The sequence below is a fragment of the Parasedimentitalea huanghaiensis genome (assembly GCF_009753675.1).
In the GTDB taxonomy this organism is placed as follows: Bacteria; Pseudomonadota; Alphaproteobacteria; order Rhodobacterales; family Rhodobacteraceae; genus Parasedimentitalea; species Parasedimentitalea huanghaiensis.
The window spans coordinates 599550-624635 of the sequence record NZ_WQLV01000001.1 but is presented as its reverse complement, the minus strand read 5'-3'; the positions used below and the strand labels follow the sequence as shown (position 1 = coordinate 624635).

Below are 25086 nucleotides of genomic sequence, written 5' to 3'. Positions count from 1 at the left end.
TCTTAGATGCCACTGTTAAGAGCAGCATAGGACGTATAGCCATGGTTGAAACACAGCACGCCGTTACATCGATTGACCCGGTTTGGGATCAGATCACTGCCGAAGCTCAGGAAGCGGTTGCCACGCAGCCCTTGATGGGCGGATTGATCCATGCCTGCATTCTACACCACACGTCGCTTGAAAAAGCCTTGTCGTATCGCATTGCCGCCAAGTTGAGCTCAAACGAGATGTCGATGATGGTGCTGCGTGAGATTGTTGATGATGCTTTTGCAAAGTCTCCCAGTATCGTCGAATCCGCTCGTGCGGATTTGATGGCGATCTATGATCGTGATCCGGCCTGTCATCGTCTGTTGCAGCCGGTGCTGTATTTCAAAGGATATCAGGCAGTTCAGGCCTACCGGGTTAGTCATTTCCTATGGACGGAAGGGCAAGAGGATCTGGCCTATTTCTTCCAGATGCGAACCTCGGAAATTTTTGGCATCGATATCCATCCTGGTGCCAAAGTCGGGCAGGGGATCATGATCGACCATGCCCATTCCATTGTGATCGGCGAGACCGCAGTGGTTGGCAATAACGTGTCGATGCTGCATTCCGTGACACTGGGCGGGACCGGCAAAGAAGAAGAAGACCGTCACCCCAAGATCGCCGATGGCGTGTTGATCGGGGCCGGTGCCAAGGTGTTGGGCAACATCAAAGTTGGTCGATGCAGTCGTATTGCTGCCGGTTCCGTGGTGCTGAACGAAGTCCCAGAGTGCACAACTGTAGCTGGGGTTCCGGCCAAGATCGTTGGTGAGGCAGGCTGCGATCAACCTGCCGTCAATATGGATCAGGTGGTTCCCTGCGGTAGCGGTAAATAGACCTTAGCCAATTCGTACTAGACTTTGGCACCTATCGAGAGTTTTCTCGGTAGGTGTTTGTTTTTGTCGCAGTATAAAATCAAAAGGGCCGCCGCCGACAGGGTGAATTCACCAGGTGCGTTTTCGACTGCTGTGACAGAAGCCTAGGACGGTACCTCGTCAATCTGAGCGATCAGTTCCGCCATCTTGCCTGCGCCATCCTCGTGTTTCATCGAAGCGCCTAGCGTTTCAGCCTTGGCAGTCATCTCGGGGCTCAGGACGGCCTCCAATGCGGAGGCAAGCTTGTCTGCTGTCAGGCGTTTTTGGGCAATGGGGGCTGGGCCAACGCCCAAATCGGCAACACGTTGGCCAAAGAAGGGCTGGTCGGCAAAAAGTGGGCAGACAACGCTTGGTCGTCCCCAACGGAGACCTTCGTGGGTTGTCCCGGATCCACCGTGATGTACCACCGCAGCGACACGCGGAAAGAGCCAGGTATGTGGAACCGCCTCAAGAACATGAATATTTGGTCCAGGAGATAAATCAGCAAACCCACCCCAGCCAGTTGCGACAACAGCCCGAATGCCGGTCTGTTCAAGCGCCCCAAGGAGTGCGGTGTTGATGCGTTGATGATCAATGCCCGGCATCGAACCAAATCCAACATAAATTGGTTTGGGACCCTCTGTCAGAAAAGACTGCAGCGCAGGCGGCGGCGTAAACTCCTCTGGTTTGGCAAATATGTAACCGACCTGCTTTTCAGCCTCCGACATATCCGGGGCAAGGGGCGTTATGTGGGGCGAATAGGCATGGGGGCGTGTCACCAAGCCATCAGGGGCATAACCTGCCTGAACATCCATCATGGGGCCAATATCTGTCCCGCTCGCCTTGATCCAACGCTTAATCATCAAATTGGTCCCGACCTTGATCAGCGCACCAATGGCTTTGTGGCTGGCCAAATTGCCAACCCGGCCAAGAGAGCGCGACGCCACAAGGAATTGCGGATACTGGCGTGTTGCAGTGAAACCCGGCTGCAGCATGATGGGCCAAGCAGGAATGCCGAGTTTCCGTGCTAGATAGGGTGCCAGTGCACCCTTGAAGTGGTACAAAATCAGTCCGGGCGCGACATCCATGCCGATCTGCCACATCGCGCTCAGCTGTTGGTTCATAATCTCGCTTGTCCAACGGTAGGCCTTGATCTTGCCGGAGAACGAGGTGAGCGCAGACTTGATTTCGGGAGACTGCATCAGATCCTGAAGGTCCATTGGCAAGGGATGGTGCGCCAGTCCTGCCTCTGAGATCATAGCCGAAAATCCTTCGGCTGCTGCAATGTGGACGTCATGTCCTTCAGCTTTCAGACGGTTCCCCAGCACGACAAACGGCTGTACATCTCCGCGCGAACCAATTGCAATCAATAGAATTTTCATATGCGCCTCTTTACAGCTTAAGTAGGCAGGAAGCGGGGATGGTTCAACCTGTCTGAGACAAAAATGCCGTTGGACTTTGTAGCGCAGTGCCTCCGTTACCGCCGCGCTGAAGGTCCCCGGGACGGCACCCGAGGGCTCGGTCATTCTACCCAGCCTGTCTTAAGCCAGTATGGCAATCGGTTTTTCCAGATTGTTGACGATGGCGTTCAGCAGATTGATGACAAGGGCTCGGTCTTCCTGGCCATGCTGCCAGACACCGGCGAACGTTACCTGTCCACCCCCGCTGTTCGATGGCATCGGGGCTGAGAGGGACGACGAGGAACTGACCCTGTCGTATTCGACACCTGGGTTTAAGTACAGATCTGCGTGTTGCTGCTAGCGTCGCGTTGGCGGCAGAGGCCGCGCAATTGAGTTTCTTGGCAAAGAAGAAAGGGGCGGCTGCGCTCCCTTTTTTGTTACACCTTGGGTGGGCCTCAGGTTTTCATGCGGCTCACGGTGGGGACACGCAAGATTAAATGATTGGATAACCAGAAATGGTTCATTTTGCCCAATAAGCCTCAACCGCTTTCAAACACTCTTGGTTGAGCCAGCACGATTGTTCGTTAAGATTCAAGGCGGCGAATACCGCAGCTGCGGCAGACATCAGGCTTTCTTCTTTTGAGACGCGAATAAAAACGTCTTTCTCAGCCAAGACAAACAAGGCGCCAACATCTGTTGTTACGCCTTCTTGATCTGCTGAAAGCCGGACCTCTGAGCTTGGACCAAGTTTCTCTCTCAATCCTTGGACTTCTTGGTCAACGCGAGCGGGGTCCACACCAAGGTATTCAACACATCGAAGTACCGAGCCATAGTCACCGCTGGCAACATACACCTGTAGGTCAGATCCCGGCCAAGCTTCTTTTGATGACGAGGCATCAGGGTTCAACAGGACATCGCGATCGGTGTCGAATTGATCAGAAATGAGGGAAATGAAGCCAGGATCAAGTGTTTCAGAGTTCGAGCAAACTGCCGTCTGAGCGTTTGGCTGACTGGCCATAAGCATAAGTACAGCAGGTGCGGCGAGTATGGTGCGCCATGCATTAGAGCTACGATTCAAAAGAGGTGAAATGGTACCAGAAACCATTGTTTGAAAGTCCATTTAAGAAAGAAAAAATTTGTGGTTGTGATACTCAAGAGCTTTTTATCCGTTTCCTTGAATTCTTAGCTCAAGGTAGATCGGTCTCAAAGTGAGAAATTTTATCCACATCTGCGCTATTAAAACAAAAAGCCCCGGCCATTACGACCGGGGCTTTATCAATTCCTATCCAGCGACCCTTAGGCCAGCATGGCAATCGGGTTTTCCAGATTGTCGACGATGGCGTTCAGCAGGTTGGCGCCTAGGGCTCCGTCGATGACGCGGTGGTCAACCGACATGGTGACCGACATCACGGTCGCCACTTTCAGCTCGCCATCTTCACCAACCACGGGCTGCTTCTTGCCCGCACCCACGGCCAGGATACCGGCGTGGGGTGGGTTCACGATGGCGTCGAAATTGTCGATGCCAAACATGCCCAGGTTGGAGATCGCAAAGGATCCGCCCTGATATTCATGGGGGGCCAGTTTGCGGTCGCGCGCACGCGAGGCCATGTCCTTCATCTGGGTCGACAAGGATGACAGCGACTTGCTGTCTGCGTCTTGCAGAACCGGGGTGAACAAGCCGCCCTCGATTGCCACAGCTACAGCTACATCTGACGCTTTCATCTGCAACACACGATCACCAGCCCAGACTGCGTTGGCCTCGGGGACCTGTTGCAGGGCGATGGCGACGGCCTTGATGATGAAATCGTTGACCGAGAGTTTCACACCGCGTCCCGCAAGCTGTGTGTTCAGCTGAGCGCGGAACTTGAGCAGTGCATCCAGCTGGATGTCACGGCGCAGGTAGAAGTGTGGGATGGTCTGTTTGGCCTCGGACAGACGTGCGGCAATGGTTTTGCGCATTCCGTCAAGGCTGACCTCGTCGTAGTCGCGATCCGCGTACATCTTGGCAACCATATCTGCCGATGGACCGGTCGGTGCTGCGGCAGCAGCAGGCGTGGCCACTGGCGCAGCGGCGGCAGGCTTAGGTGCCACCACGGCATTTTCAACGTCTGCCTTGACGATACGACCACGGGGACCAGATCCGGACAGCGTTGCCAGATCCAGACCTTTGTTGGCCGCGATACGGCGGGCAAGGGGCGATGCAAAGATCCGGGTGCCATCTGCGGCTGCCGGTGCCGCCGGGGCGGGGGCTGCTGGCGCAGGAGAGGACGCCGGTACAGGCCCCGGCTCTGCTGGCGCAGCGGCTGCGGCTGGGGCCGCCGGGGCTGCAGGTGTGGCACCGATGTCATCAGCGCTTTCACCGTCTTCCAGCAGCACCGCAATGGCGGTGTTCACCGCAACGCCTTCACTGCCTTCGGGGACCAGGATCTTGCCAACGACGCCTTCGTCGACAGCTTCGAATTCCATGGTGGCCTTGTCGGTTTCAATTTCGGCAATCAGGTCACCTGAGTTTACGGTGTCGCCTTCCTTGACCAGCCATTTGGCCAGGGTGCCTTCCTCCATGGTGGGGGACAGGGCGGGCATGAGAATTTCAGTGGGCATAGCTCTGTCTCCTTACCGGTAGGTCACTTGTTTCACGGCCTCAATCACCTCTTCGGTGGTGATCAGTGCGTGTTTTTCAAGGTTGGCCGCATAGGGCATCGGGACATCTTTACCGGTGCAGTTGATCACTGGGGCGTCGAGGTAATCGAAAGCCTCTTGCATCACAACGGAAGAAATGTAGCTGCCAACAGATCCCTGGGGCCAGCCTTCCTCGACTGTCACCAGACGGTTGGTTTTCATCACCGATTTGATGATCGCCGGGGTGTCCATCGGGCGCAGGGTGCGCAGGTCGATGACTTCGGCAGAAATACCGTCTTCGGCCAGCTTGTCAGCGGCCTCCAGTGCGTATTGCATGCCGATACCGAACGACACGATGGTCACGTCAGTGCCGGTCCGCCAGATGCGGGCCTTGCCAAATGGAACGGTGTAGTCATCCAGTTTGGGCACGTCAAAGGCGCGACCATAGAGGATTTCGTTCTCAAGGAAGACAACCGGGTTAGGGTCGCGGATTGCTGATTTCAGCAGGCCCTTGGCATCAGATGCAGAGTAGGGCATCGCAACTTTGAGGCCGGGGATCTGCATGAACCAGGCCGCAAAGTCCTGGCTGTGCTGCGCGCCGACACGGGCTGCAGCGCCATTGGCACCGCGGAACACCATTGGGGCACCCATCTGGCCACCAGACATATACAGTGTCTTGGCTGCCGAGTTGATGATGTGATCCATCGCTTGCAGAGCAAAGTTGAAGGTCATGAACTCGACGATTGGCTTTAGGCCGCCAAAGGCCGCGCCAACAGCGATGCCAGTAAAGCCGTGTTCTGTGATCGGGGTATCGATCACCCGCTTTGCGCCAAATTCGTCCAGCAACCCTTGCGAGATTTTGTAAGCGCCCTGATATTCGGCAACTTCTTCACCCATCAGGAAAACGCCGTCGTCACTGCGCATCTCTTCGGCCATTGCGTCGCGCAAAGCTTCGCGGACGGTGGTTTGAACCAGTTCGGTGCCCTCGGGCCAATCCGGCGTCACATCCACTGCCGGTGCGGCAGGAATGGAAGCGGCTACCGGGGTTGCGCTTGGGGCCGGGGCCTCAACTGCGGCTGGGGCAGCGGTTGCGGTGGTTGGGGTTGCATCCAGAGCTTCACCGTCTTCGACCAGAATGGCGATGGCGGTGTTGACTTTGACGGCCTCGGTGCCCTCGGCGATCAGGAGCTTGCCGATGATACCTTCGTCTACGGCCTCGAACTCCATCGTTGCCTTGTCGGTTTCGATCTCGGCCATCACGTCGCCCGAGTTTACGGTGTCGCCTTCCTTGACCAACCATTTGGCCAGGGTGCCTTCTTCCATGGTGGGAGACAGGGCGGGCATAAGAATTTCAGTTGCCATGTTTCAATCCCCTCAAGCGTAGATGTCGGTCCAGAGCTCTTCGAGCGCTGGTTCCGGGCTGGTGCGAGCAAAATCAGCGGACTGGTTGACCACTTCTTTGATCTCTTTGTCGATGGCCTTGAGGTCATCTTCGGTGGCGTATTTGTTTTCGAGCAGCATCGCGCGGACCTGTTCAATCGGATCCCGCTCTTCGCGCATTTTCTGAACCTCTTCGCGGGTCCGGTATTTGGCCGGGTCCGACATGGAGTGTCCACGATAGCGGTAGGTTTTGACTTCTAGGATATAGGGGCCTTTGCCCGCGCGGCAGTGGGCTACCGCGCGTTCGCCAGCATCTTTTACGGCAAGAACGCTCATGCCATCAACAGCTTCGCCGGGGATACCAAAAGCGGCGCCTCGGGTGTAGATGTCTGGTGTGACCGAGGACCGTTGTTGCGAGGTGCCCATAGCGTATTGGTTGTTCTCAATAACAAAAATCACCGGTAGTTCCCAAAGCGCGGCCATGTTGAAGGTTTCATAAACCTGGCCCTGGTTCGATGCACCGTCACCGAAGTAGGTGAACGTGACGCGGCCGTTGTCATTGTACTTATCAGCAAAGGCCAGACCGGCACCAATTGGCACCTGGGCCCCAACAATGCCGTGACCGCCGTAGAAATGCTTCTCTTTCGAGAACATGTGCATCGAGCCGCCCTTACCCTTGGACAGGCCGCCTTCGCGTCCGGTGAGTTCAGCCATAACGCCGCCAGCGTCCATGCCACAGGCCAGCATATGGCCGTGGTCGCGGTAGGAGGTCAGGCGCTTGTCGCCTTCCTCAGCTGCGGCCTCAAGACCGACAACAACGGCTTCCTGACCGATGTAAAGGTGGCAAAAGCCGCCAATCAGGCCCATGCCATAAAGCTGGCCCGCCTTTTCTTCGAATCGCCGGATCAACAACATCGAGCGATAGTGCTCGGTCAGTTCTTCGGCGGAAACATTTGTTTTCTTAACGCTTTTTCTCGCAGCCATGGTGGTGAACTCCCCCTGTAGGCTAGATAGTTTAGTGTTAAACTATCTAATAAATCATTTTGGCGCGGCTGGCGAGTATTTTTGTTGCGCGCGCCTGAGACGGCTGTTTTCCGCAGTGATCTGTGGTGAATGCTACGGGGAGTCGGTCGATATGAAAACAGTGATTTGCTTGTTTGTAAGGGGAAATATTTTGGAAGACTCTGCGTCGCCAATGGTCCTGATAACCGACGTCAATGCCATGAAATGGCAGGAGCTGTGTGAAGACAGCTTGGTGGAAAACGAAATGGGATTTCGCGCCGACCTGCGGTTTGTTGATGCGCAAAGGTTTATTGGTTCTGATGAAGAGACGCTAAGGGAAGCGTTTCCATATCCTGAAGCAATGGTCATCTTTGCTGTAGATGATCTGACATTGTCACAAAAGGGCCGCCCTGTTCTCTGCATCGACCCGGAAGGTCAGGCGGTGTCATTTCGGGCTGAACTCAACGAGATTTGGCAGGTTGATAACAATCTTTCGACTGGCAACCTGTTTTTCGAGGAACTTGTGGAAGAGTGTGTTGAGGATGGGTACTTAAAACCACTCGCTGAATTTTAGCGGATGACGATTTCGTCTGCGCGCAAGACACCCAGAACTGAACGGGTCTGTTCGTCGAGAAGATCAAGGTCAAGAAAATCATCTGACAGGCGACGTGTCAGATTTTCCATCTGTGCGATTTCTAGATTGAGCCGGGTGAGATCGCGGCCCAGAGTTTCTGTCTCTGCCGCGATCTCGACCCTGCGAAATAACCCGTAATCCCCCTGTACTGCCGCAAAAGTAAAATACGCGCTGAGCGCGAATGCGGCCGCAAAAAAGGACAATGAACCAAGAGTGGGTCTGTGGTTTCGGGTCACGTGGGATAGCCTGTATGTACTGCTCAAGTTTATTTAGCGCCAGTTGATCCAGCGTCTGTAATGGTTATGGCACAGGCGATTCGGATTGTGAATCCCCTTTGAGTCCAATGTCCTAAGTTTTTTTCGTTAAGGGTTTTGTAAGGTTTTTTAGGGGTGGCCCTGCGGGCCGCAGCCTCCGGCGGGGATATATCAGGTTAGATGAAATCCGGGAGTTGGAATTCTCTCTATTTTGTCTTGTGTTAACGATTTCCCACCGCAAGTCCGCACCCTGTTCAGAGACTCTTGAACAGTGACATTTGCTAGCGGTACCAGCGATGGGAGAGATCGTTTTGTACCGGGGTTACCGGGTCAATGCTGCAACACCTGGCAGGGTTTTGCCCTCCATCCATTCCAGGAAAGCGCCGCCTGCGGTGGAAATATAGCTGAAATCCTTGGCTGCGCCTGCTTGATTGAGGGCCGCCACGGTGTCACCGCCGCCAGCGACGCTGATCAGGTCACCGGATTTGGTTAGCGCGGCCGCTTGTTGGGCTGCTGCATTTGTCGCGGCGTCGAAAGGCGGAATTTCAAAGGCACCCATTGGGCCGTTCCAGATCAGGGTTTGGGAGGACGCCAATACATCAGCCATGGCAGCAACGGTGGCTGGACCTGCGTCCAGGATCATCGCATCAGCGGGGCAAGCGTCTGCAGCGACGGTTTGATTGTCTGCACCTGCCTTGAACTCACGCGCGACAACAACGTCGGCGGGCAGCAAGATCTTGCAGCCAGCTGTTTGGGCTTTGGCCATGATTTCAAGCGCGGTGCCGGTCATGTCGTGTTCGCACAGAGATTTGCCAACATCTATGCCCTGGGCGGCGAGGAAGGTATTGGCCATACCGCCACCAATCACCAGATGGTCGACCTTTTCAACCAGATTGCCCAGCAATTCTAGTTTGGAGGACACCTTGGCACCGCCAACCACAGCCGTTACCGGGCGTTTGGGCTGTCCCAACGCGCCTTCGAGGGCGGAGAGTTCTGCCTGCATCAAGCGGCCAGCACAGGCGGGCAGCAATTGGGCCAGGGCCTCGGTTGAGGCATGGGCGCGGTGGGCCGCGGAGAAGGCATCGTTGCAATAGATATCGCCGAGCTGGGCCATTTCTGCCGCCAGATCGGTATCGTTCTTTTCTTCGCCCGGATGAAATCGGGTGTTTTCCAGCAGCAGAATTTCACCGTCTTGCAGGGCGGCTACGGCTGCCTCTGCCGCGGGGCCACGGCAGTCGGCGCAAAACACCACAGGGGCGCCAAATGCGGCTTCCAGTGCGGGGTGCAGGGGGCGCAACGACATTTCAGGCACGACCTGACCCTTGGGGCGGCCAAAATGCGCCAACAGGATTGGGCTGCCACCGTGTGCCAGGATATCGGCAACTGTGGGGGCCACACGGCGGATACGGGTGTCGTCGCTCACCACGCCATTGTCCACTGGTACATTGATATCAACACGCAGCAATACGCGTTTTCCTGCCAGTTCCATATCGTCCAGCGTGTTCCAGCCCATGTCCGTCTCCTTGGAAAAACCTATGTCAATCTGGCGTTTATCTCGGGGCTTTTTGCTGTGCAGTCAATGCTCCCTTGGCAATTGGTGGCACGCAGCTTAAATATCACCGCAAATAGACAAGACAGGAGAGCCAAATGGCCGAGATTAAAGATCCAGAAAACACCATCATCATCGAGTTGACAGGCGGCAACGTTGTCATCGAACTGCTGCCGGATGTTGCCCCTCAGCATTGCGATCGCATGAAGGAACTGGCCCGTGGTGGCGAGTATGACAATGTCTGCTTTCACCGGGTGATCGATGGTTTCATGGCGCAAACTGGCGATGTGGCCAATGGTGACATGGAAGACGGTTTCAACCTGCGTAGCGCGGGGACCGGTGGGTCTGAGCTTCCTAATGTACCAGCCGAGTTTTCAAAGCTGCCGCACGACCGTGGCACCATTGGCGCCGCGCGTTCAGCCAGCCCAGACAGCGCCAACTCTCAGTTCTTCATCAACTTTAGCGACAACCATTTCCTGAACGGCCAGTACACCGTTTATGGCCGGGTTATTGAAGGTATGGATCACGTTGACGCCATCACCCGTGGCGAGCCACCTGCAGAGCCGGACCGGATGATTTCAGTTAAGGTTGCAGCAGATGCTTAAGTTTGCAGCAGCCCTAGCCCTGATGGCCAGTCCTGCGCTAGCCTCTGGCATCGAGATCGCCGTTGAAGGTGAAGGGGCCAATGGTACCATCACAATCGACCTGTTGGAAGATATCGCACCTAAGCATGTGGCGCAGATCACCGCGTTGGCGGCTGAAGGCAAGTATGACGGGGTTGTGTTCCACCGTGTGATCGAAGGCTTCATGGCGCAGACCGGAGACGTGCAGCATGGTCTGGAAGGCATGGATATGAGCCGGGCCGGAACCGGTGGATCTGACCTGGGCAATATCGACGCTGAGTTTTCGGATGTGCCGTTTGACGCCGGTGTTGTGGGCATGGCGCGTAGCCAGAGCCCGAACAGTGCCAACTCGCAGTTCTTTATCATGTTTGATGCCGGGTACTTCCTGAATGGTCAGTATACCGTTGTAGGAAAAGTCACCCAAGGTATGGATGTGGTAAAAGACATCAAGCTGGGTCTGGGTGCTAATGGTTCTGTCATTGGCGCGCCTGATGTTATGAGAACAGTAACAGTGACCGACTAAACGTTTGGAACTTCCTGGGGGAAGTTCTGCAGCTTGGAAGCGTGAGCAGCCGGACCGTCGGTTGCTCACGCTTTTTTTTGGTGTTTGTGATCTCGGATGAGCGCATTCTGTCCCTGGAGAGGGGCTTATTATGTTGCTGCGTTCTTGCCTTGTTGTTTTCACTCTCCTGTCTTGGGGAGCCGCCGCTGACCCGGAAAATTGGCGCGGCGAATGGCCCAACACCGATTTCAGCAGAACCAGCGTTGACAGCTGGGCCGAGATCTTGTCTGGCGGGCCGCCCAGAGATGGCATCCCGGCGTTGGACAATCCACAGTTTGTTGGCACAGATGATGCGCAGGGAATTGGGGCGCGTGAACCTGTCATCACAGTGGAGATTGCAGGACAAACACCGCGCGCTTATCCGCTGCGTTATCTGACCTGGCATGAAATTGTGAATGACAGCATTGGTGATGTGCCTATTGCAGTGACGTTTTGTCCGCTGTGTAATTCTGCGATGACGTTTGATCGACGTACCTCAGCTGGTGTGTTGACCTTTGGGGTGTCTGGAAAACTGCGAAACTCTGACATGGTGATGTTTGATCGCGAGACCGAGAGTTGGTGGCAGCAGGCGCTAGGACAGGGGATTGTTGGTGATATGACGGGCGTCAGGTTAAAGCTGCTGCCGAGCTGGATGGAGAGCTGGCAGGAGTTTGTGACGCGCAATCCAGAGGGGTTGGTGATGGCTGAGCCAGCCTATAACCGGTCTTATGGACGTAACCCGTATCGTGGCTATGACAGCTCTGCGCGGCCATTTTTGTACAATGGAGAACTGCCTCCACACGGTGTTCGTCCGCTGGCGCGGGTGGTGCGGGTCGGCACACGGGCCTGGCCGTTGGCACGTCTTGCCGAGGTAGGCGAGGTCCGCGAAGCTGGGGTGGTGATTTCCTGGCGTGCCGGTCAGGCCTCGGCACTGGATACCGGGAAAATTGCTGCGGGACGGGACGTGGGATCCATTCGGGTGCGCGACGGGCAGGGGCGAGATCTGGCCCATGACGTGATGTTTGCATTTGCGTTTCACGCGTTCTGGCCTGAGGGTGAGTGGATGTTGGGCGCCCAATAGGTAAATGAAAGACTCCCATCGCCAGAGATTATGTGCCAACTATGTTGTAGGGTCTTACAGGTACAAGTCATCGTTTAAATACCTTAAACCGGTGTCGATGAGGACGGTCACAATTTTCTTACCGGGACCCAATTCTTTGGCGCGTTGCAGGGCGGCCCAGACATTTGCACCCGAAGTGATCCCCGCAAATAGGCCTTCTCGGCGGGCCAGTGACCGTGCGCCCCAATAGGCGTCTTCATCGGTCACAGGGATAACGTCGCTAAGGAGATCATGTCGCAGGATTGTTGGCACAAAGGACAAGCCAATTCCTTCAAGTTTGTGGGTGCCGCTTGTATCTCCTCCGGAAACATTGCGTACATCGTTTGGCTCGATGGCTATGATCCTGGTGTTGGGGTTTTGTGCTTTCAGAATTTCAGCATTTCCAGAGATGCACCCGCCACCACCTGCCGCCATGATGAATTCATCAACCGGGCCATCGATCTGGTTGAGGATTTCACGCGCCATTCCGTGGTAGCCCAGTTTGTTGTCCAGATTGTTGACTTGATCGGGCCAAAATGTACCCGGTTCACGGCTCAACTCTTTCGCGCGGGCAATCATGCGGTTGATTACGTTTGCAGTCAGGACGCCTCCCTCTGCATGAACAATCTCCACCTCGGCACCAAAGGCCCGCATGGTTTGCAGTTTTTCCTGTGAAAACCCATTCGAGGAGACAAAATGAGCCTTATAGTCGCGCGTGGCGCAGATCATAGCGAGCGAGCTGCCGGTGCTGCCTCCAGTGTATTCAACGACCCGTCCGCCAGGTTTCAACGCGCCGCGCTGCTCTGCACCTTCAATCATCGACATTGCCATTCTGTCTTTCATGCTGCCGGTTGGGTTTGCCCCTTCCCACTTCACGTAGACTTCCGCGCTGTCTGGACCTGTCAGGTGGCGAATTTTGATCAATGGAGTGTTTCCAATCATGGGTCCTGTGATCCCTGTGCTGTTTTGAGCTTAGTGACTTTCATATTTAAAGTGACTAGTTGGGTCAAGCTTCCATTTTTAAAGTGACTACGGTAAGAGCAAAGAATGTATCACGAATGGGAGCAGGCCATGCCGGAGCAACAACACGACTTTCGCTCGCGGTGTTCCATTGCGCGCAGTCTGGAAATTCTTGGCGATAAATGGACGTTGTTGGTTGTTCGCGATCTGATGTGGCATGGGAAACATACCTTTCAGGAGCTGCAGGGGAGCGAAGAAAAGATGCCAACCAACCTGTTGTCGCAGCGATTGAAGCGGTTGATGGAGTGGGGAGCAGTGCGCCGAGAAGCCTACCAGGACCGACCCGTCAGATATCGCTACGACCTGACCGAGCGGGGCAAGGAGCTAGAACCTATCCTGTTGCAGATTATGGGCTGGGGGCATGCGCATTTGGGTGGTGGACGTTATGATCCAGTTCAGGGGCGCACGGTTGTTGACAGCGACGACTAGCGTCCATGTGCGACTGCTATAGTGCAACATGGGTGTCTGAGGCTCGCAAGGAATAAAAAACGCCACCAGATTTCTCCAGTGGCGTCCGAATTTTTCAGGGATCTGATGCTCAGATCCGATGTTGGCGTTAGCCTTCAGCCTTGGCTATAGCAGCTGCCGCTTTGGAGGCTGGTGCCTTGGAAGCTGGCGCAGCAGCGCGACCTGGATTCAATGGGTCGTCCTGACGCTGAACCGAGCCTTCGAAGTGCGCGCCGCTTTCGATTGCGATGGTCTTGTGGATGATATCACCCTCGACCCGAGCGGTTGCTGTCAGGCGAACCTTCAGCCCGCGTACACGACCAACGATTCGACCATTGATGACGACGTCATCAGCAGTCACTTCACCTTTGATGGTGGCCGATTCGCCGATGGTCAGCAGGTGGGCGCGGATATCGCCTTCGACTGTGCCTTCAACCTGAATATCACCGGTGGTTTTCATGTTGCCGGTAACGTGCAGATCCGAGGACAGAATGGAGGCAGGTGGTTTTGCCTTTGGGGCGCTGGCCTTGAACTCGCTCTTGGCTGGCGCGGCTGGAGCCGATGCCATTGCCGAAGCTGGTACTGCCGGAGTTGCTTTAGCCTCTGGGGCCTTGGCGCCGGGTTCGTTGATTTTGCTTTTAGAAAACATTGCGTGCAGCCTTGATATAGATCATCGGGTTAACTGGTTTTCCATTGACCCTAACCTCGTAGTGGAGGTGGGTCCCGGTGGACCGTCCGGTGTTACCCATATCACTGATGTGATCCCCGCGCGAGACCCTTTGGCCGACCTTTACGCGGATGTTAGAATTATGGGCGTATCGAGTTTCAATGCCGAAGGCGTGCTGGATGGTGACCAGCTTGCCATAGCCGGATTGCCAACCTGCTTGGGTGACAACACCGTCGGCAGTGGAAAAGATGTCAGTGCCGGTGCGGCCTGCAAAGTCAGAGCCTTTGTGCAGGCGGCGCCCCCCTGTTTTGGGGTCGCGACGATAGCCGTAACCCGAGGTTTGGCGGACTGTGCCAAGGTTGACCGGGGTGGCAAATGGCGCTTGCTGGGCAGCAATACGATAGAGATTCAACTGGTCCATCTGATTCAGCAACAGATTGGCGCGCAGTTCATCCGCAGTGGGTTCTTCACCGCGGGTTGACAGGGAAAAAGGGTCAAGCGGACCGCCCTGACCGCTATATCCGCGCCGCACCTGTTCAAGGATGCGGTCCGTGGGCATTCCGGCAGAGCGGAACATTTTGTCGAGTGGTTCGACGGAGATTGCCATGGCTTCTTCGAGTTGGCGGAAAATCTGATCGTTACGATCGTCCATCAATCGGATTTCTTTTTCCAGCTCATCGCGGGCCTCAAGTGCGGCTTGCGAATCTGCCAGGATCTGGTCGCGCTCGAGCGCAGTATCGGCCAGAGCAGCGGCGACAAAGTCCATCTGCGCCGGGGCAGATGAGGCCAGTGCCTGCGGGCTGTCACCAGTGGCTTCTTGTTGCTGGAGCTGGGTCAGCTGACTTCGGGCCGACTCGCGGTCCTGCATGGTTTGGCGCAACGTGGTCTGGATGACTTCGATGCCGGTTTCCAACTCATGGCGGTGCGTTTCCGAAGCCAGAATTTCCGATTGCATTACCGAGATCTGTGCCAGTGCTGCGTTAAATCGGTTCTGCGCGGCCAGTGCCTCTTGGGCGCGGGCGTCGCGTTCTTGCGAAAGAATATTCAGCCGCTCGCGGTAGGTTTCCTGATCACGTTTGGCTTGTTCGCGAAAATTGCCTGAGCCAATGCTGTCCATCAGGACAATGGCGGTTGCGACAATACCCCAGGCGACGATGACGCAGGTGCCTGCAACTGCGATCAGCTGAGTTTCCGGGCGGAGCCGGATAAAACGAGTGTCGGTATCGGATTTCAGAAAAACGCGCCGCTCGGGAAATCTCCGTTCCAGAAAGCCGTGAATTTTAATAGCCAGACGTGTTCGCACGCGCTGATCCTTGTGCCATCTCATTACAAAAGGCCCGCCGCAGAGAGCGCGCCAGCCCTTAGGGGGTAAGGAATAGCCAGACAGGCAGGATTGGGCAAGCCTGTTGACCAATTCAGCGTTCACCCAGCGAACAATTGGTCGCTATGGGCGAGATTTTGCCGAACAGAAGTGAGGCAGCAGCCATGTGGATTTAGCCGAAGCCTTATTGAGGATCAGCTTCGGTCAAGGGCCAGTAGAAATCCGGCGGAATCCCAGCTTCGGCTCGTTTTTCCTCATTAAACGGAGGCTTTAAAGTACTGTGAAAATAGCGCCTTACCAAGCTGTGAAAGACTTCCTTGGGGTCGGAGTCTTCTCGTCCACACAGAAAATGGAACCACTTGCTGCCATAGGCCACATGGCTGACTTCTTCGGCGTAGATCACTTCTAGTGTTTCGATCACCTGCGGCATCTTGGCCTTGCGGAACAGCTCGATCATGCCAGGGGTGACATCAAGCCCGCGGGCCTCGAGCACCATGGGAACCACAGCCAAACGGCCCATCAGATCTTCGGCGGTGTCTTCGGCGGCGCGCCACATGCCAGTGTGGGCGGGCAAAGCACCGTAGTGGCTGCCAAGGGTGTCCAGGCAATCACATATAAGGTTGAAGTGTTTGGATTCTTCATCCGCGGATTTTACCCAGTCGTCATAGAACCCCATCGGCATCGGCACATCAGAGAAGCGCGCAATGATATCCCAATGCAGGTCCACAGCGTTTAATTCGATATGCGCAACCGCGTGCAACAGCGCAATTCTACCAGCGGGCGTTCCTGGTTTCCGCTTTGGAACATCGCGCGGGTTGAGCAATTCGGGATGTTCAGGCCGCGCGGGGTGAAGAGGCGGGGAGGCCGTACCAATTTCGATCACCTCACGTTTTCCTGTACGGGATTCAAACCATTCTTTTGCGTGATGACGAGACAGAGCAGTTTTTTCGTGCCCATCAGCGGTGTTGAGGACCTGCGCCGCGCGCTCCGCGAGTGAAAGGTTTTGGTTGATCATAGGAGCCATCCGGTTGTTGTGACCTGGATCTCCTTGATTTGGGGGAGATTGTCCAGATCTTGGGGTGAGCGCGGCTTGCTTTCTGCGCGCTCACCCCAATCGACTGATTATGCAGCATTGCTTGCGATCAGATTTTCAGTGCTGCGCTGTACAAAGGCTGCTTAGAGCGCCTGGACCGCTGCCAGAACATCTTCGACATGGCCGTCCACTTTTACCTTGCGCCAAACGCGGGCAATGCGTCCCTCTGCGTCAATGAGAAAGGTTGAGCGCTCAATCCCCCAGTGTTTTTTGCCATAGAGGTTTTTCTCTTTCCAGACCCCGTAGTCTTCGCTGGTGGTGCCATTTTCGTCAGAAAGCAGCGGTGTTGTCAGTTCGTGTTTTGCGGTAAACTTATCGTGCTTGGTAATACTGTCCTTGGAGATGCCAAACACCAGAGCACCTGCATCAGAAAAAGCCTGCAACTGACTGGAAAATCCGATGGATTCCTTGGTGCAGCCCGGCGTATCATCACGAGGATAGAAAAATAAGACTACGGCTTGGCCCCGAAGAACTGACAGCGTCACATCGCTGCTTTTGCCTCCGCAAGGAAGTGTGAAATCAGGGGCCAGGTCTGAGGTTTCGAGCATATCGTATGTCTCCATGGAAAACTGTGGGGACTGACTGCCACATTCTGGCGACAACAGGCAAAGGAAAAGCAAAGATCACCCGTGCCCAAAAAATACCAGGCCCTGGCCCAGAGCACCAAGAGCCGTCTCTGCCGGGCGTCAAACGGACCCGCTGGCGGATGCTGCGTGTTGGCGTTTGGCTATTGTCTGGGGTGACGTTGTTATTGGCTGGATTTGTGTATTTTGCCATGGGGGCCCGGTTTGATGCACCAGACTGGCTGCGCCAGCGGGTTGAAACGCGGATCGAGCGCAACTTGGCTGGCATGCAAATCGAATTTGGCCAGATCTATATGGTGGTCAATCACGGGTGGCGACCCCGCGTTGGCTTGCGGGACGTCCGGCTAAGCGCGGCAGACGGAACTGTTATGGCGCAGCTGGCGGATGCGCAGGCATCACTGGCGATGCGACCGCTGTTGTCGGGGCAGGTACAACCCAAACGGATCAGTATCAGCGGTTTGTTCGCGACTTTGCGTCGCGAGGCGAGTGGTGCAATGGCACTGAGCCTTGAAGGTGGTGCAGCACCGGTGCGTCAGGCGGCGGGCTTGCCACAATTGATTGAACAGTTTGACCAGCTGCTGATGGCTCCGGCTTTGTCGGCGCTGGATGTTATCGAGACTGAGGCCCTGACGCTGCGCTATGAAGACGACCGGCAAGGCCGGGGTTGGACCTTGGATGGCGGGCACATTGAGTTAGACCGCACCGGTGAGAATGTTGCCATCACCGGTGGTTTCTCGTTGCTGAGCGGGCGCGACTATGTCGGTACGGTTGAGGCCAATTATAGCTCAAAAATTGGTGATGCCGCTGCTGAGTTTGGTGTGTTGGTGCGTGAAATCGCCAGCGAGGATATCGCCAGTCAGAGTGCTGCGCTTGGTTGGTTGCAGGTTTTGCGGGCCCCAATTTCAGGGTCTCTGAGAGGCGGCATCGACAGCAATAGTGCGCTGCTACCGTTTTCTGCCAGTCTGCAGATAGGCAGCGGCGTATTGCAGCCTGCAGACCAAACGCTACCGATCCCATTCCATGGCGCCAGTAGTTACATTTCCTTCACGCCTGAAACGCAAATCCTGCAGTTTGATGAACTGCGTGTGAACAGCGGATGGGGCGCCGGCGCAATGGAAGGTCAGGCGCTGCTAAGTGGGGTGGAGAATGGGCAGTTGACCGAACTCGTCGGGCAGGTGCGGTTTTCGGATCTGAGTTTGAATCCACGCGGGTTGTACGAAACTCCACTGGAACTGGCCGGGATAAGTGCGGATTTCAAACTTGAACTCAATCCATTTCGTCTTCGGATCGGCGAGATGCTGGTCCGGGATGGTGATAGCAATATTCTTGTCAGTGGTGCGCTGAGGGCCGGAGATCTGGGCTGGGATTACGATGTCATCGCCCAGGTGGATCAAGTTGAGGCAGACCGCGTCAAGCAACTCTGGCCCGAAGCGGCGCCGCCAAAACCACGTAAGTGGGTGCGCGAGAATTTGTGGCAAGGCACTGCGCGTGACATCAATTTGGCACTGCGCGGCAGAGACGGCAAAAAGCCGTTCTTGTATTTGGACCTTGGGTTCGAAGATGCAGTTGTGCGGTTCCAGAAAAACCTGCCGCCGCTGCGCAATGCTCAAGGTCAAATGAGCATTTTTGGCAAGCGCCTGGTTCTGATGGCCACCGGCGGTACGGTTACCGCTGATCAAGGTGGGGACATCGATGTTGCGGGGACCTCATTTATTATTCCCGATATGTCCGTCAAGCGGGGGGCTCCGGGAGTTGCCCGGGTGGTGGGAACAGGATCGGTGACGTCTGTTCTATCCTTGTTGAACCGCCCCCCCTTATCGGTATTGAAAGACAGTAATCTGCCGGTAGATCTGGCAAAGGGGTTGGTCAGCGTTGCAGGCACCCTATCGCTGCCACTGCGCGAAAAGGTGCCAGTTGAGGAAATTTTCTATCACTACCAGGGACGGATTTCTGATGTCGAGAGCAACGTGTTGGTGCCTGGCCATGCGTTGCAGGCAACCTCTCTAAGTCTGAGTGGAGATCAGAACGGCGTGGATATTGGTGGCAAAGGGCAACTGTCTGGTGTCCCCATAAGCGCCAAGTGGCGAATGGCTCTTGGTAAGGACGTGCCAAAAGCGAGCCGCGTTGAAGGCCGGGTTGAGCTATCGCAAATGGCAGTAGATGCCTTTGGCCTGGGATTGCCCAAAGGATCAATTAGCGGACAGGCTACTGGTGAATTTGCGGTTGATTTGAAACCAGAACAGGCTCCTCTGCTCTCGTTACAATCAGATTTGAGCGGGGCAGGGTTAAGAATCCCATCTTTGAGTTGGGCAATGTCGCCTGAGGCCACCGGAACCCTGAATATCTCAGCCCGGTTGGGAGAACTGGCGCAGGTTGACCTTTTGGAACTTCAGGCCCCTGGGTTGTCGGTGTCAGGCACCCTGAGTACCCGTGAGGGTGGAGGATTGGACCGGGCCCAGTTTGGTCAAGTGAAGGTTGGCAATTGGTTGACAGGCTCAGCTGAATTGGTGGGCCGGGGCAATGCCGCGCCATCGGTCAACGTCACCGGTGGGGCGCTGGACATGCGTAAAACTCCGTTCAGTGGTGCCAGCGGTGCTGCGGGTACCAGCGGAGGCAATACTCCGATTACCCTGACACTGGGCCGGTTGCAGGTGACAGACAGCATCGCGTTACATGGGTTTCGGGGGAAGTTCTCAACTTTGGGCGGGTTTAGTGGTCAATTCAGCGGTGCCTTGAATGGGCAGACAGCAATCAGCGGTCAGGTGGTGCCGCAAAATGGGGGTGTTGCGACGCGGATTCGGTCAAATGATGCTGGTGGCGTCTTTCGGTCTGCTGGGATGCTGGGCCATGGACGGGGAGGCAGTTTTGATATGACACTGACCCCAGCGAGTAAACCGGGGGAGTATGATGGCCGCATCAAAGTGAAAAATACCCGGATCAAAGATGCACCGGCAATGGCCGCTTTGATCAACTCGTTAAGCTTGATCGGTCTGGTGGATGAACTGGCTGGGCAAGGTATTTTGTTTACAGGAGTTGAGGCCAGTTTTCGTCTGGGCCCGTCTTATCTGATCCTGCACAAAAGCAGCGCAGTCGGTCCCTCGATCGGGCTGTCGATGGACGGCAATTTTGATCTTGCGCGTGGGGTGTTGAACATGCGCGGCGTGGTGTCACCGATTTATATGCTGAACGCCATTGGATCGGTACTGACCCGCAAGGGTGAGGGCTTGATTGGATTTGCCTATACCCTGCGCGGTACTGCGGATGAGCCGCAGGTGCAGGTCAACCCGCTGTCTGGGCTGGCGCCGGGTATGTTCCGTGAAATCTTTCGTGGCCCCGCGCCCAGAATTCCCGGGCAGCCAGAACCTGCTGCGCCGACGCCCGGCACGCCGCCCTCTCCCTATTCCAGCCCGGCAGAGGATCGATAGCTTTGCCGTGTTCAGCGATCCTTGCTGACCTAAGCAGTCTCTCACATTGGGCCATGGTCAAGCGGCGGTGAACCCCTTATAGCGCGGGCATGAAACTCAGTGATTTTGACTTTGAGCTGCCTGACAGCCTGATTGCGACCCGCCCCGCAAACCCGCGCAGTTCGGCGCGTTTACTGGTGGCCCAAGGCGACGTGCTTAGCGATGGGCATGTGACGGACCTGGTGGACTGGCTGCGCCCCGGCGATCGCTTGGTGTTGAACGATACTAAAGTGATCCCGGCACGATTAAGCGGGCGGCGGCATCGTGACAGTGCGCAGGGACCGGTTGCAGCTAAAATTGAAGTGACACTGCTGGAGCCGCGTGCAGATGGGCGTTGGGGGGCTTTGCTGAAGCCACTGAAAAAGATCAAGATCGGCGAAGAGGTAGTATTCCGTGATGGGTTTAGCGCCACACTAGAGGCTGTCGAGGATGGTCAGGGCCAGCTGCGGTTTAATCTGGATGGGGATGATTTCGACGCAGCACTGGCGCAGGCGGGGGCGATGCCCTTACCGCCCTATATTGCCGCAAAACGTGCTGCGGATGAGCAGGATAAGCAGGACTATCAAACGGTTTGGGCACAACATTCTGGGGCGGTCGCTGCCCCAACTGCCAGTCTGCATTTTGACGACGCATTGCTGACGTCCTTGGCGGCCAAGGGGGTGGAATTCACGCATGTCACCCTGCATGTCGGGGCAGGCACATTCTTACCGGTCAAAGTCGATGACGTGACCACCCATAAGATGCATGCAGAATGGGGGCGGGTCAGCCAGCAAGCCGTCGATGAAATCACCGCCACTAAGGCGGCCGGTGGCCGTGTGATCCCGGTGGGGACCACGGCACTCAGATTGATTGAGAGTGCGGCACGCAACGGTGAGATTGCGCCCTGGGAAGGGGAGACGGATATCTTTATCTATCCGGGGTTCGCCTTTCATGTGACCGATGCACTGATGACCAACTTTCACCTGCCAAAGTCGACCCTGTTGATGCTGGTGTCTGCTTTGATTGGACAACAGCGTGTGAAAGCGATTTACGATCACGCGGTCAAAGACGGTTACAGGTTTTTTTCCTACGGTGACGCCTCATTGTTGCTGCCCTAAGTTTGGCGGTTCTTGCTGACTAGGGTGAAATTGTGCAGGCTCCGCCGTAAAAGGGGAGATTGCAGTATGGGCGGGACTATTGTTGTAACAGGGGCCACCAGCGGGTTGGGTCTTGCCGTAGTGGAGCAGTTAAAGATGGCTGGGTTTCAGCCGGTTCTGACGGGGCGAAATCGAGATAAGGTGGACAGTCTGGCGACAGATCTGGCTGTGCCAGGGTATCAGTTGGATGTCGCCGATGCAGGGTCAATCACGCGGGTGAGTGCTCAGATTGTTGCTGAACTAGGACCGGTTGACGGTCTGATCAATAATGCAGGCATTTGGCTGGAAGGGGATTTTGAGACCTATACTGCCGAACAAATCCAACAGGTTTTGGACACAAACACCACAGGCACAATCCTGACCACACATGCCTTTTTGCCCGATATGCTGGCCCGCCGTCGTGGCACGATCATCAACACGGTTTCGACTGGGGCGTTGTATTGCCGTAAGTTGATCAGTGTTTATTCGGCCAGCAAATGGGCCATCCGTGGGTTTACCGGCTGTATGGAGGTCGAATGTGCGCCAAAGGGAGTCCGCGTGATGGGGTTCTATCCGGGTAAGATTGATACCAGCATGTATGACACGGCTGGGGTTGGGCGCGATCTGAACATTGCGATGAGCCCGGAGCAGGGCGCCGAGATGGTTGTCACCATGTTGCGGAGTGAAGGCATGGTTTGGTCGCAGGTCTCGGGGCGGTCGATCGCCGATTATCAGTGACACAGGTGCGCTGTGGAGGGCCGTCTTTGTTTGCCCGAGAATATATGCAAGCGTCGCTTTTAGGACCTGCGTGACGAAAAACTGACAGAACTGAGCTTCGTTCTCAGGGAGAAACAGCCATCTGAGAGGCCGAAACCTATTTGGGGCGGGCCAGATGGTGCAGTCCCTAAATGAGAAGGATACGCAGGGATGTTTCAGGTTCTGTCGAGCGCGTGGGCGCTGTTACTTGGGATGGGTCTACTGATGGTCGGCAACGGCCTGCAGGGGACCTTGCTTGGGGTCAGAGGTGAGATTGAGGGCTTCTCTACGTTTGAGATGTCCTTTGTGATGTCGGCGTATTTTGTAGGCTTTCTAGGTGGGTCGAAATTGGCCCCAGACCTGATCCGGCGGGTGGGGCATGTGCGGGTCTTTGCGGCTTTGGCCTCATTTATCTCGGCTGTGATGATCCTATATCCGGCCTTTGCCCATCCTGTTGCGTGGATCTTCGGACGGGTTCTTATCGGGTTTTGCTTTTCTGGCGTGTATGTGACCGCAGAAAGCTGGTTGAACAATGCGGCAGACAATCAAAACCGAGGTAAGGCACTGTCACTTTACATGATCGTGCAGATGGCTGGGATCGTGTCTGCGCAGGGGTTGTTACTGGTTGGTGATCCAGCCGGTTACGAGACATTTGTCATTGCTTCGGTGCTTGTATCCGTTTCGTTTGCTCCGATTTTGCTATCGATTTCCCCCACACCGGCGTTTGACACTGCCAAACCGATGACATTGCGTAAGCTGATGGAAACGTCGCCGCTGGGATGTGTAGGCATGTTTTTGCTGGGCGGCGTGTTTTCCGCACAGTTTGGTATGAGCGCAGTATATGGCGCTGAGGCAGGATTGAGCCTGTTGGAAATTTCGATCTTTGTGGCGACGTTCTACGTTGGCGCGACGCTCCTGCAGTTTCCGCTGGGGTGGGTTTCGGACAGAATGGACCGACGTGTTCTGGTGCTGGTCATTGCGGGCGTTGGAGCCGTTGGCAGCGTGCTGGGAATGAAATTTGGGATGCAGTTTGAGATGTTGCTGCTGTCAGCGTTTCTGGTTGGCGGCATGACCAGCCCTTTGTACTCGCTGCTGATCGCCCATACCAACGACTATCTTGACCACGATGATATGGCGGCTGCCTCGGGCGGGTTGGTGTTTATCAATGGGCTGGGGGCGATCGCGGGACCGCTGATCACCGGTTGGCTGATGGGGGACGCGATCTTTGGGCCTGCGGGGTACTTCTTGTTTATGGCGCTGTTGCTGGCTGTTTTGGCCAGCTATGCGGCTTATCGCATCACTCAGCGGGCTGCGATTCCTGTCGAAGAAACTGGAATAATGGCTCCGATGACACCAAGTGCATCGCCCGTGTCAGTTGAGTTTGCACAGGAGTATGCCATTGAAACGGAACTGGAAGAGCAAGAAGCTGCTGGTGAATTAGGATGATTGCGCTAACCCGGTTGGATTTTGCGCAAGATTTCACAAAAACACCACTCCTGTTGTAATTTGTTACCGTAACAGACTTGTAAAGTGGTCGTAAAATCGACTGATGTTAGGGACAGGCAAAAATTGGAGTATGACCCATGGTTGGTCCCGACGAGGTTCTGGAGTTCTGGCTAGATGAAGCTGGACCAAAGGGCTGGTATATGCAGGACGAGGCGTTTGACGCCGAGATACGAAAACGGTTTGAGGCAGCATGGGAGGGGGCTTGCGAAGGCAAGTATTCGATGTGGCTTACCCATCCCAGCGGAGTGCTGGCCTATCTCATTCTGACCGATCAGTTCCCACGGAATATGTACCGCGGATCCAAGGCGGCTTTTTCCACTGACAAGCTGGCGCTGGCAGCGGCTAAGGCGGCGATCAGCAAGAAATGGGATATGAAGATAGATGAGCCGGCCCGGCAGTTTTTCTATCTGCCGCTAATGCATTCCGAAAATCTGTGTGATCAGGATCGTTGTGTTCGGTTGATGAAGGAACGGATGCCGGTTGAAGGCCCGTCGAACCTGCTGCACGCCCGCGCGCACCGTGAGGTGATCCGGCTGTTCGGTCGCTTTCCCTATCGCAATGAAGCGCTGGCGCGTCACAGCACGGAACCTGAATTGGACTATGTTATGGCTGGTGGCTATGGCGAGACGGTCCGTTTGCTGCAGGCCGCCAGCTAGGCCCAATCAGGGGGTCGGCGGCACACAATTTGAGAGCCGGGCAATCTGCCCGGCGAACTCAGCCGCCCCGGTTTGGGCCGCATCTCGAATGACCTCTGCAGGTAGGGTTTTCAGATCCAACATTTCGGACTGGAGAGCCGCCAATCTACGGTCCATTGCATCAAGCTTCGCCGACACCGCGATTTCGGGGCGCTGCAGAATGTCACTACGCAGGGCGACAACTTCGGTTCGCAATGCCTCGATGCGGTTTTGGACTGGGGTGATTTGGGCCACAGCCTGAGTGACTTGCCCTGTCACATTGTCCACAGAAGACATCAGTTTCCAACCCAGAAACAGGCTGAGGGCCAGTAGCAGCAGGGTTGCGTTGATACATGCCTTGAGCAGATCCAGAAGTGTTTTTGTCATTACAAGGGCCTATTGGGTCAAATGTGTTGGATTGGGAATTATAAGATTTATGTCGTCTCATGGTTTCAGAAATTGC

At 55.6% G+C, this 25086-nt stretch carries 25 protein-coding genes; 12 read left to right on the top strand and 13 right to left on the bottom strand.

Features of this window, described 5'->3' with window-relative positions:
• The first annotated feature begins 41 nt into the window (after positions 1–41).
• Positions 42–857, top strand: coding sequence for a serine O-acetyltransferase (gene cysE, locus GO984_RS02830; protein ID WP_157021023.1), 816 nt, complete (start codon positions 42–44; stop codon positions 855–857).
• A gap of 143 nt (positions 858–1000) precedes the next feature.
• Here cysE and GO984_RS02825 read toward each other — a convergent pair whose 3' ends face one another.
• Positions 1001–2257: a glycosyltransferase gene (locus GO984_RS02825; protein ID WP_167740198.1), complete on the bottom strand. Its 1257-nt coding sequence runs from the start codon at positions 2255–2257 to the stop codon at positions 1001–1003.
• A gap of 63 nt (positions 2258–2320) precedes the next feature.
• Here GO984_RS02825 and GO984_RS23465 point away from each other — a divergent pair, with 63 nt between their 5' ends.
• Entirely contained in the window at positions 2321–2563 is a 243-nt protein-coding gene (locus tag GO984_RS23465) for a hypothetical protein (RefSeq protein ID WP_209279376.1), read from the top strand.
• Between the two features lie 232 nt (positions 2564–2795).
• Here the strand turns inward: GO984_RS23465 and GO984_RS02815 are convergent, their stop codons facing one another.
• The 4 genes from GO984_RS02815 to pdhA form a co-directional block, all read right to left on the bottom strand.
• Positions 2796–3395, bottom strand: a complete 600-nt coding sequence (locus GO984_RS02815) for a hypothetical protein (protein ID WP_157021021.1) — start codon at positions 3393–3395, stop codon at positions 2796–2798.
• A 176-nt stretch (positions 3396–3571) separates the two neighbouring features.
• On the bottom strand, positions 3572–4876 hold the full coding sequence (locus tag GO984_RS02810; RefSeq protein ID WP_157021020.1) for a pyruvate dehydrogenase complex dihydrolipoamide acetyltransferase: 1305 nt from the start codon (positions 4874–4876) through the stop codon (positions 3572–3574).
• A gap of 12 nt (positions 4877–4888) precedes the next feature.
• Positions 4889–6256, bottom strand: coding sequence for a pyruvate dehydrogenase complex E1 component subunit beta (locus GO984_RS02805; RefSeq protein ID WP_157021019.1), 1368 nt, complete (start codon positions 6254–6256; stop codon positions 4889–4891).
• A 12-nt stretch (positions 6257–6268) separates the two neighbouring features.
• Positions 6269–7258, bottom strand: coding sequence for a pyruvate dehydrogenase (acetyl-transferring) E1 component subunit alpha (gene pdhA / locus GO984_RS02800; RefSeq protein ID WP_157021018.1), 990 nt, complete (start codon positions 7256–7258; stop codon positions 6269–6271).
• Between the two features lie 211 nt (positions 7259–7469).
• On the opposite strand from pdhA, the gene GO984_RS02795 reads away from it, so the two are divergent.
• The gene (locus tag GO984_RS02795) at positions 7470–7850 is read left to right on the top strand and encodes a DUF6924 domain-containing protein (protein WP_157021017.1); all 381 of its coding nucleotides are present in this window, start codon (positions 7470–7472) and stop codon (positions 7848–7850) included.
• On the opposite strand, the gene GO984_RS02790 is transcribed toward GO984_RS02795, so the two are convergent.
• Positions 7847–8146, bottom strand: coding sequence for a septum formation initiator family protein (locus GO984_RS02790; protein ID WP_138165134.1), 300 nt, complete (start codon positions 8144–8146; stop codon positions 7847–7849). The genes GO984_RS02795 and GO984_RS02790 overlap by 4 nt on opposite strands.
• 340 nt (positions 8147–8486) lie before the next feature.
• Positions 8487–9677 carry a phosphoglycerate kinase gene (locus GO984_RS02785; protein WP_157021015.1) on the bottom strand — a complete coding sequence of 397 codons (1191 nt, stop codon included), beginning with the start codon at positions 9675–9677 and terminating at the stop codon, positions 8487–8489.
• A gap of 134 nt (positions 9678–9811) precedes the next feature.
• Between GO984_RS02785 and GO984_RS02780 the strand changes: the two genes are divergently transcribed.
• The 3 genes from GO984_RS02780 to GO984_RS02770 all read left to right on the top strand — a co-directional run bounded on the left by GO984_RS02780 (position 9812) and on the right by GO984_RS02770 (position 11958).
• A complete protein-coding gene (locus GO984_RS02780) occupies positions 9812–10318 on the top strand; it encodes a peptidylprolyl isomerase (RefSeq protein ID WP_138165132.1) in 507 nt (168 codons plus the stop codon).
• Complete coding sequence (locus tag GO984_RS02775) at positions 10311–10859, top strand: peptidylprolyl isomerase (protein WP_157021014.1); 549 nt, start codon at positions 10311–10313, stop codon at positions 10857–10859. Before GO984_RS02780 ends, GO984_RS02775 begins: the two co-directional genes overlap by 8 nt.
• Positions 10860–10989: 130 nt before the next feature.
• Complete coding sequence (locus tag GO984_RS02770) at positions 10990–11958, top strand: DUF3179 domain-containing protein (RefSeq protein ID WP_157021013.1); 969 nt, start codon at positions 10990–10992, stop codon at positions 11956–11958.
• A gap of 54 nt (positions 11959–12012) precedes the next feature.
• Here the strand turns inward: GO984_RS02770 and GO984_RS02765 are convergent, their stop codons facing one another.
• Positions 12013–12918 (bottom strand): PLP-dependent cysteine synthase family protein, encoded by a 906-nt coding sequence (locus GO984_RS02765; RefSeq protein WP_157021012.1) that lies wholly within the window; start codon positions 12916–12918, stop codon positions 12013–12015.
• A gap of 129 nt (positions 12919–13047) precedes the next feature.
• On the opposite strand from GO984_RS02765, the gene GO984_RS02760 reads away from it, so the two are divergent.
• Positions 13048–13425, top strand: a complete 378-nt coding sequence (locus tag GO984_RS02760) for a winged helix-turn-helix transcriptional regulator (protein WP_157021011.1) — start codon at positions 13048–13050, stop codon at positions 13423–13425.
• Positions 13426–13552: 127 nt separating this feature from the next.
• Here the strand turns inward: GO984_RS02760 and GO984_RS02755 are convergent, their stop codons facing one another.
• The 4 genes from GO984_RS02755 to GO984_RS02740 all read right to left on the bottom strand — a co-directional run bounded on the left by GO984_RS02755 (position 13553) and on the right by GO984_RS02740 (position 17072).
• Positions 13553–14092 carry a bactofilin family protein gene (locus tag GO984_RS02755; RefSeq protein WP_157021010.1) on the bottom strand — a complete coding sequence of 180 codons (540 nt, stop codon included), beginning with the start codon at positions 14090–14092 and terminating at the stop codon, positions 13553–13555.
• Entirely contained in the window at positions 14082–15413 is a 1332-nt protein-coding gene (locus GO984_RS02750; protein ID WP_167740197.1) for a DUF5930 domain-containing protein, read from the bottom strand. Before GO984_RS02750 ends, GO984_RS02755 begins: the two co-directional genes overlap by 11 nt.
• A 202-nt stretch (positions 15414–15615) precedes the next feature.
• Positions 15616–16446, bottom strand: coding sequence for a ferritin-like domain-containing protein (locus GO984_RS02745; RefSeq protein WP_157021009.1), 831 nt, complete (start codon positions 16444–16446; stop codon positions 15616–15618).
• 161 nt (positions 16447–16607) lie between these two features.
• Positions 16608–17072, bottom strand: coding sequence for a peroxiredoxin (locus GO984_RS02740; protein ID WP_157021008.1), 465 nt, complete (start codon positions 17070–17072; stop codon positions 16608–16610).
• Between the two features lie 5 nt (positions 17073–17077).
• Between GO984_RS02740 and GO984_RS02735 the strand changes: the two genes are divergently transcribed.
• The 5 genes from GO984_RS02735 (at position 17078) to GO984_RS02715 (ending at position 24605) form a co-directional block, all read left to right on the top strand.
• Positions 17078–20533 (top strand): YhdP family protein, encoded by a 3456-nt coding sequence (locus tag GO984_RS02735; RefSeq protein ID WP_157021007.1) that lies wholly within the window; start codon positions 17078–17080, stop codon positions 20531–20533.
• An 89-nt stretch (positions 20534–20622) separates the two neighbouring features.
• The gene (gene queA / locus GO984_RS02730; RefSeq protein ID WP_157021006.1) at positions 20623–21669 is read left to right on the top strand and encodes a tRNA preQ1(34) S-adenosylmethionine ribosyltransferase-isomerase QueA; all 1047 of its coding nucleotides are present in this window, start codon (positions 20623–20625) and stop codon (positions 21667–21669) included.
• Positions 21670–21735: 66 nt separating this feature from the next.
• Positions 21736–22425, top strand: coding sequence for an SDR family NAD(P)-dependent oxidoreductase (locus GO984_RS02725; RefSeq protein WP_157021005.1), 690 nt, complete (start codon positions 21736–21738; stop codon positions 22423–22425).
• A 189-nt stretch (positions 22426–22614) separates the two neighbouring features.
• Positions 22615–23889: an MFS transporter gene (locus GO984_RS02720; protein ID WP_157021004.1), complete on the top strand. Its 1275-nt coding sequence runs from the start codon at positions 22615–22617 to the stop codon at positions 23887–23889.
• A 137-nt stretch (positions 23890–24026) separates the two neighbouring features.
• On the top strand, positions 24027–24605 hold the full coding sequence (locus tag GO984_RS02715) for a DUF924 family protein (RefSeq protein ID WP_157021003.1): 579 nt from the start codon (positions 24027–24029) through the stop codon (positions 24603–24605).
• A 6-nt stretch (positions 24606–24611) separates the two neighbouring features.
• On the opposite strand, the gene GO984_RS02710 is transcribed toward GO984_RS02715, so the two are convergent.
• On the bottom strand, positions 24612–25010 hold the full coding sequence (locus GO984_RS02710) for a hypothetical protein (protein ID WP_157021002.1): 399 nt from the start codon (positions 25008–25010) through the stop codon (positions 24612–24614).
• Positions 25011–25086 lie beyond the last annotated feature (76 nt).

Excerpts from the sequence above, each read along its gene's own strand:
- cysE (WP_157021023.1), top strand. The coding sequence starts at position 42 with ATGGTTGAAACACAGCACGCCGTTACATCGATTGACCCGGTTTGGGAT.
- GO984_RS02825 (WP_167740198.1), bottom strand. The coding sequence starts at position 2,257 with ATGAAAATTCTATTGATTGCAATTGGTTCGCGCGGAGATGTACAGCCG.
- GO984_RS23465 (WP_209279376.1), top strand. The coding sequence starts at position 2,321 with ATGCCGTTGGACTTTGTAGCGCAGTGCCTCCGTTACCGCCGCGCTGAA.
- GO984_RS02815 (WP_157021021.1), bottom strand. The coding sequence starts at position 3,395 with ATGGACTTTCAAACAATGGTTTCTGGTACCATTTCACCTCTTTTGAAT.
- GO984_RS02810 (WP_157021020.1), bottom strand. The coding sequence starts at position 4,876 with ATGCCCACTGAAATTCTCATGCCCGCCCTGTCCCCCACCATGGAGGAA.
- GO984_RS02805 (WP_157021019.1), bottom strand. The coding sequence starts at position 6,256 with ATGGCAACTGAAATTCTTATGCCCGCCCTGTCTCCCACCATGGAAGAA.
- pdhA (WP_157021018.1), bottom strand. The coding sequence starts at position 7,258 with ATGGCTGCGAGAAAAAGCGTTAAGAAAACAAATGTTTCCGCCGAAGAA.
- GO984_RS02795 (WP_157021017.1), top strand. The coding sequence starts at position 7,470 with ATGGTCCTGATAACCGACGTCAATGCCATGAAATGGCAGGAGCTGTGT.
- GO984_RS02785 (WP_157021015.1), bottom strand. The coding sequence starts at position 9,677 with ATGGGCTGGAACACGCTGGACGATATGGAACTGGCAGGAAAACGCGTA.
- GO984_RS02780 (WP_138165132.1), top strand. The coding sequence starts at position 9,812 with ATGGCCGAGATTAAAGATCCAGAAAACACCATCATCATCGAGTTGACA.
- GO984_RS02775 (WP_157021014.1), top strand. The coding sequence starts at position 10,311 with ATGCTTAAGTTTGCAGCAGCCCTAGCCCTGATGGCCAGTCCTGCGCTA.
- GO984_RS02770 (WP_157021013.1), top strand. The coding sequence starts at position 10,990 with ATGTTGCTGCGTTCTTGCCTTGTTGTTTTCACTCTCCTGTCTTGGGGA.
- GO984_RS02765 (WP_157021012.1), bottom strand. The coding sequence starts at position 12,918 with ATGATTGGAAACACTCCATTGATCAAAATTCGCCACCTGACAGGTCCA.
- GO984_RS02760 (WP_157021011.1), top strand. The coding sequence starts at position 13,048 with ATGCCGGAGCAACAACACGACTTTCGCTCGCGGTGTTCCATTGCGCGC.
- GO984_RS02755 (WP_157021010.1), bottom strand. The coding sequence starts at position 14,092 with ATGTTTTCTAAAAGCAAAATCAACGAACCCGGCGCCAAGGCCCCAGAG.
- GO984_RS02745 (WP_157021009.1), bottom strand. The coding sequence starts at position 16,446 with ATGATCAACCAAAACCTTTCACTCGCGGAGCGCGCGGCGCAGGTCCTC.
- GO984_RS02740 (WP_157021008.1), bottom strand. The coding sequence starts at position 17,072 with ATGCTCGAAACCTCAGACCTGGCCCCTGATTTCACACTTCCTTGCGGA.
- GO984_RS02735 (WP_157021007.1), top strand. The coding sequence starts at position 17,078 with ATGTCTCCATGGAAAACTGTGGGGACTGACTGCCACATTCTGGCGACA.
- queA (WP_157021006.1), top strand. The coding sequence starts at position 20,623 with ATGAAACTCAGTGATTTTGACTTTGAGCTGCCTGACAGCCTGATTGCG.
- GO984_RS02725 (WP_157021005.1), top strand. The coding sequence starts at position 21,736 with ATGGGCGGGACTATTGTTGTAACAGGGGCCACCAGCGGGTTGGGTCTT.
- GO984_RS02720 (WP_157021004.1), top strand. The coding sequence starts at position 22,615 with ATGTTTCAGGTTCTGTCGAGCGCGTGGGCGCTGTTACTTGGGATGGGT.
- GO984_RS02715 (WP_157021003.1), top strand. The coding sequence starts at position 24,027 with ATGGTTGGTCCCGACGAGGTTCTGGAGTTCTGGCTAGATGAAGCTGGA.
- GO984_RS02710 (WP_157021002.1), bottom strand. The coding sequence starts at position 25,010 with ATGACAAAAACACTTCTGGATCTGCTCAAGGCATGTATCAACGCAACC.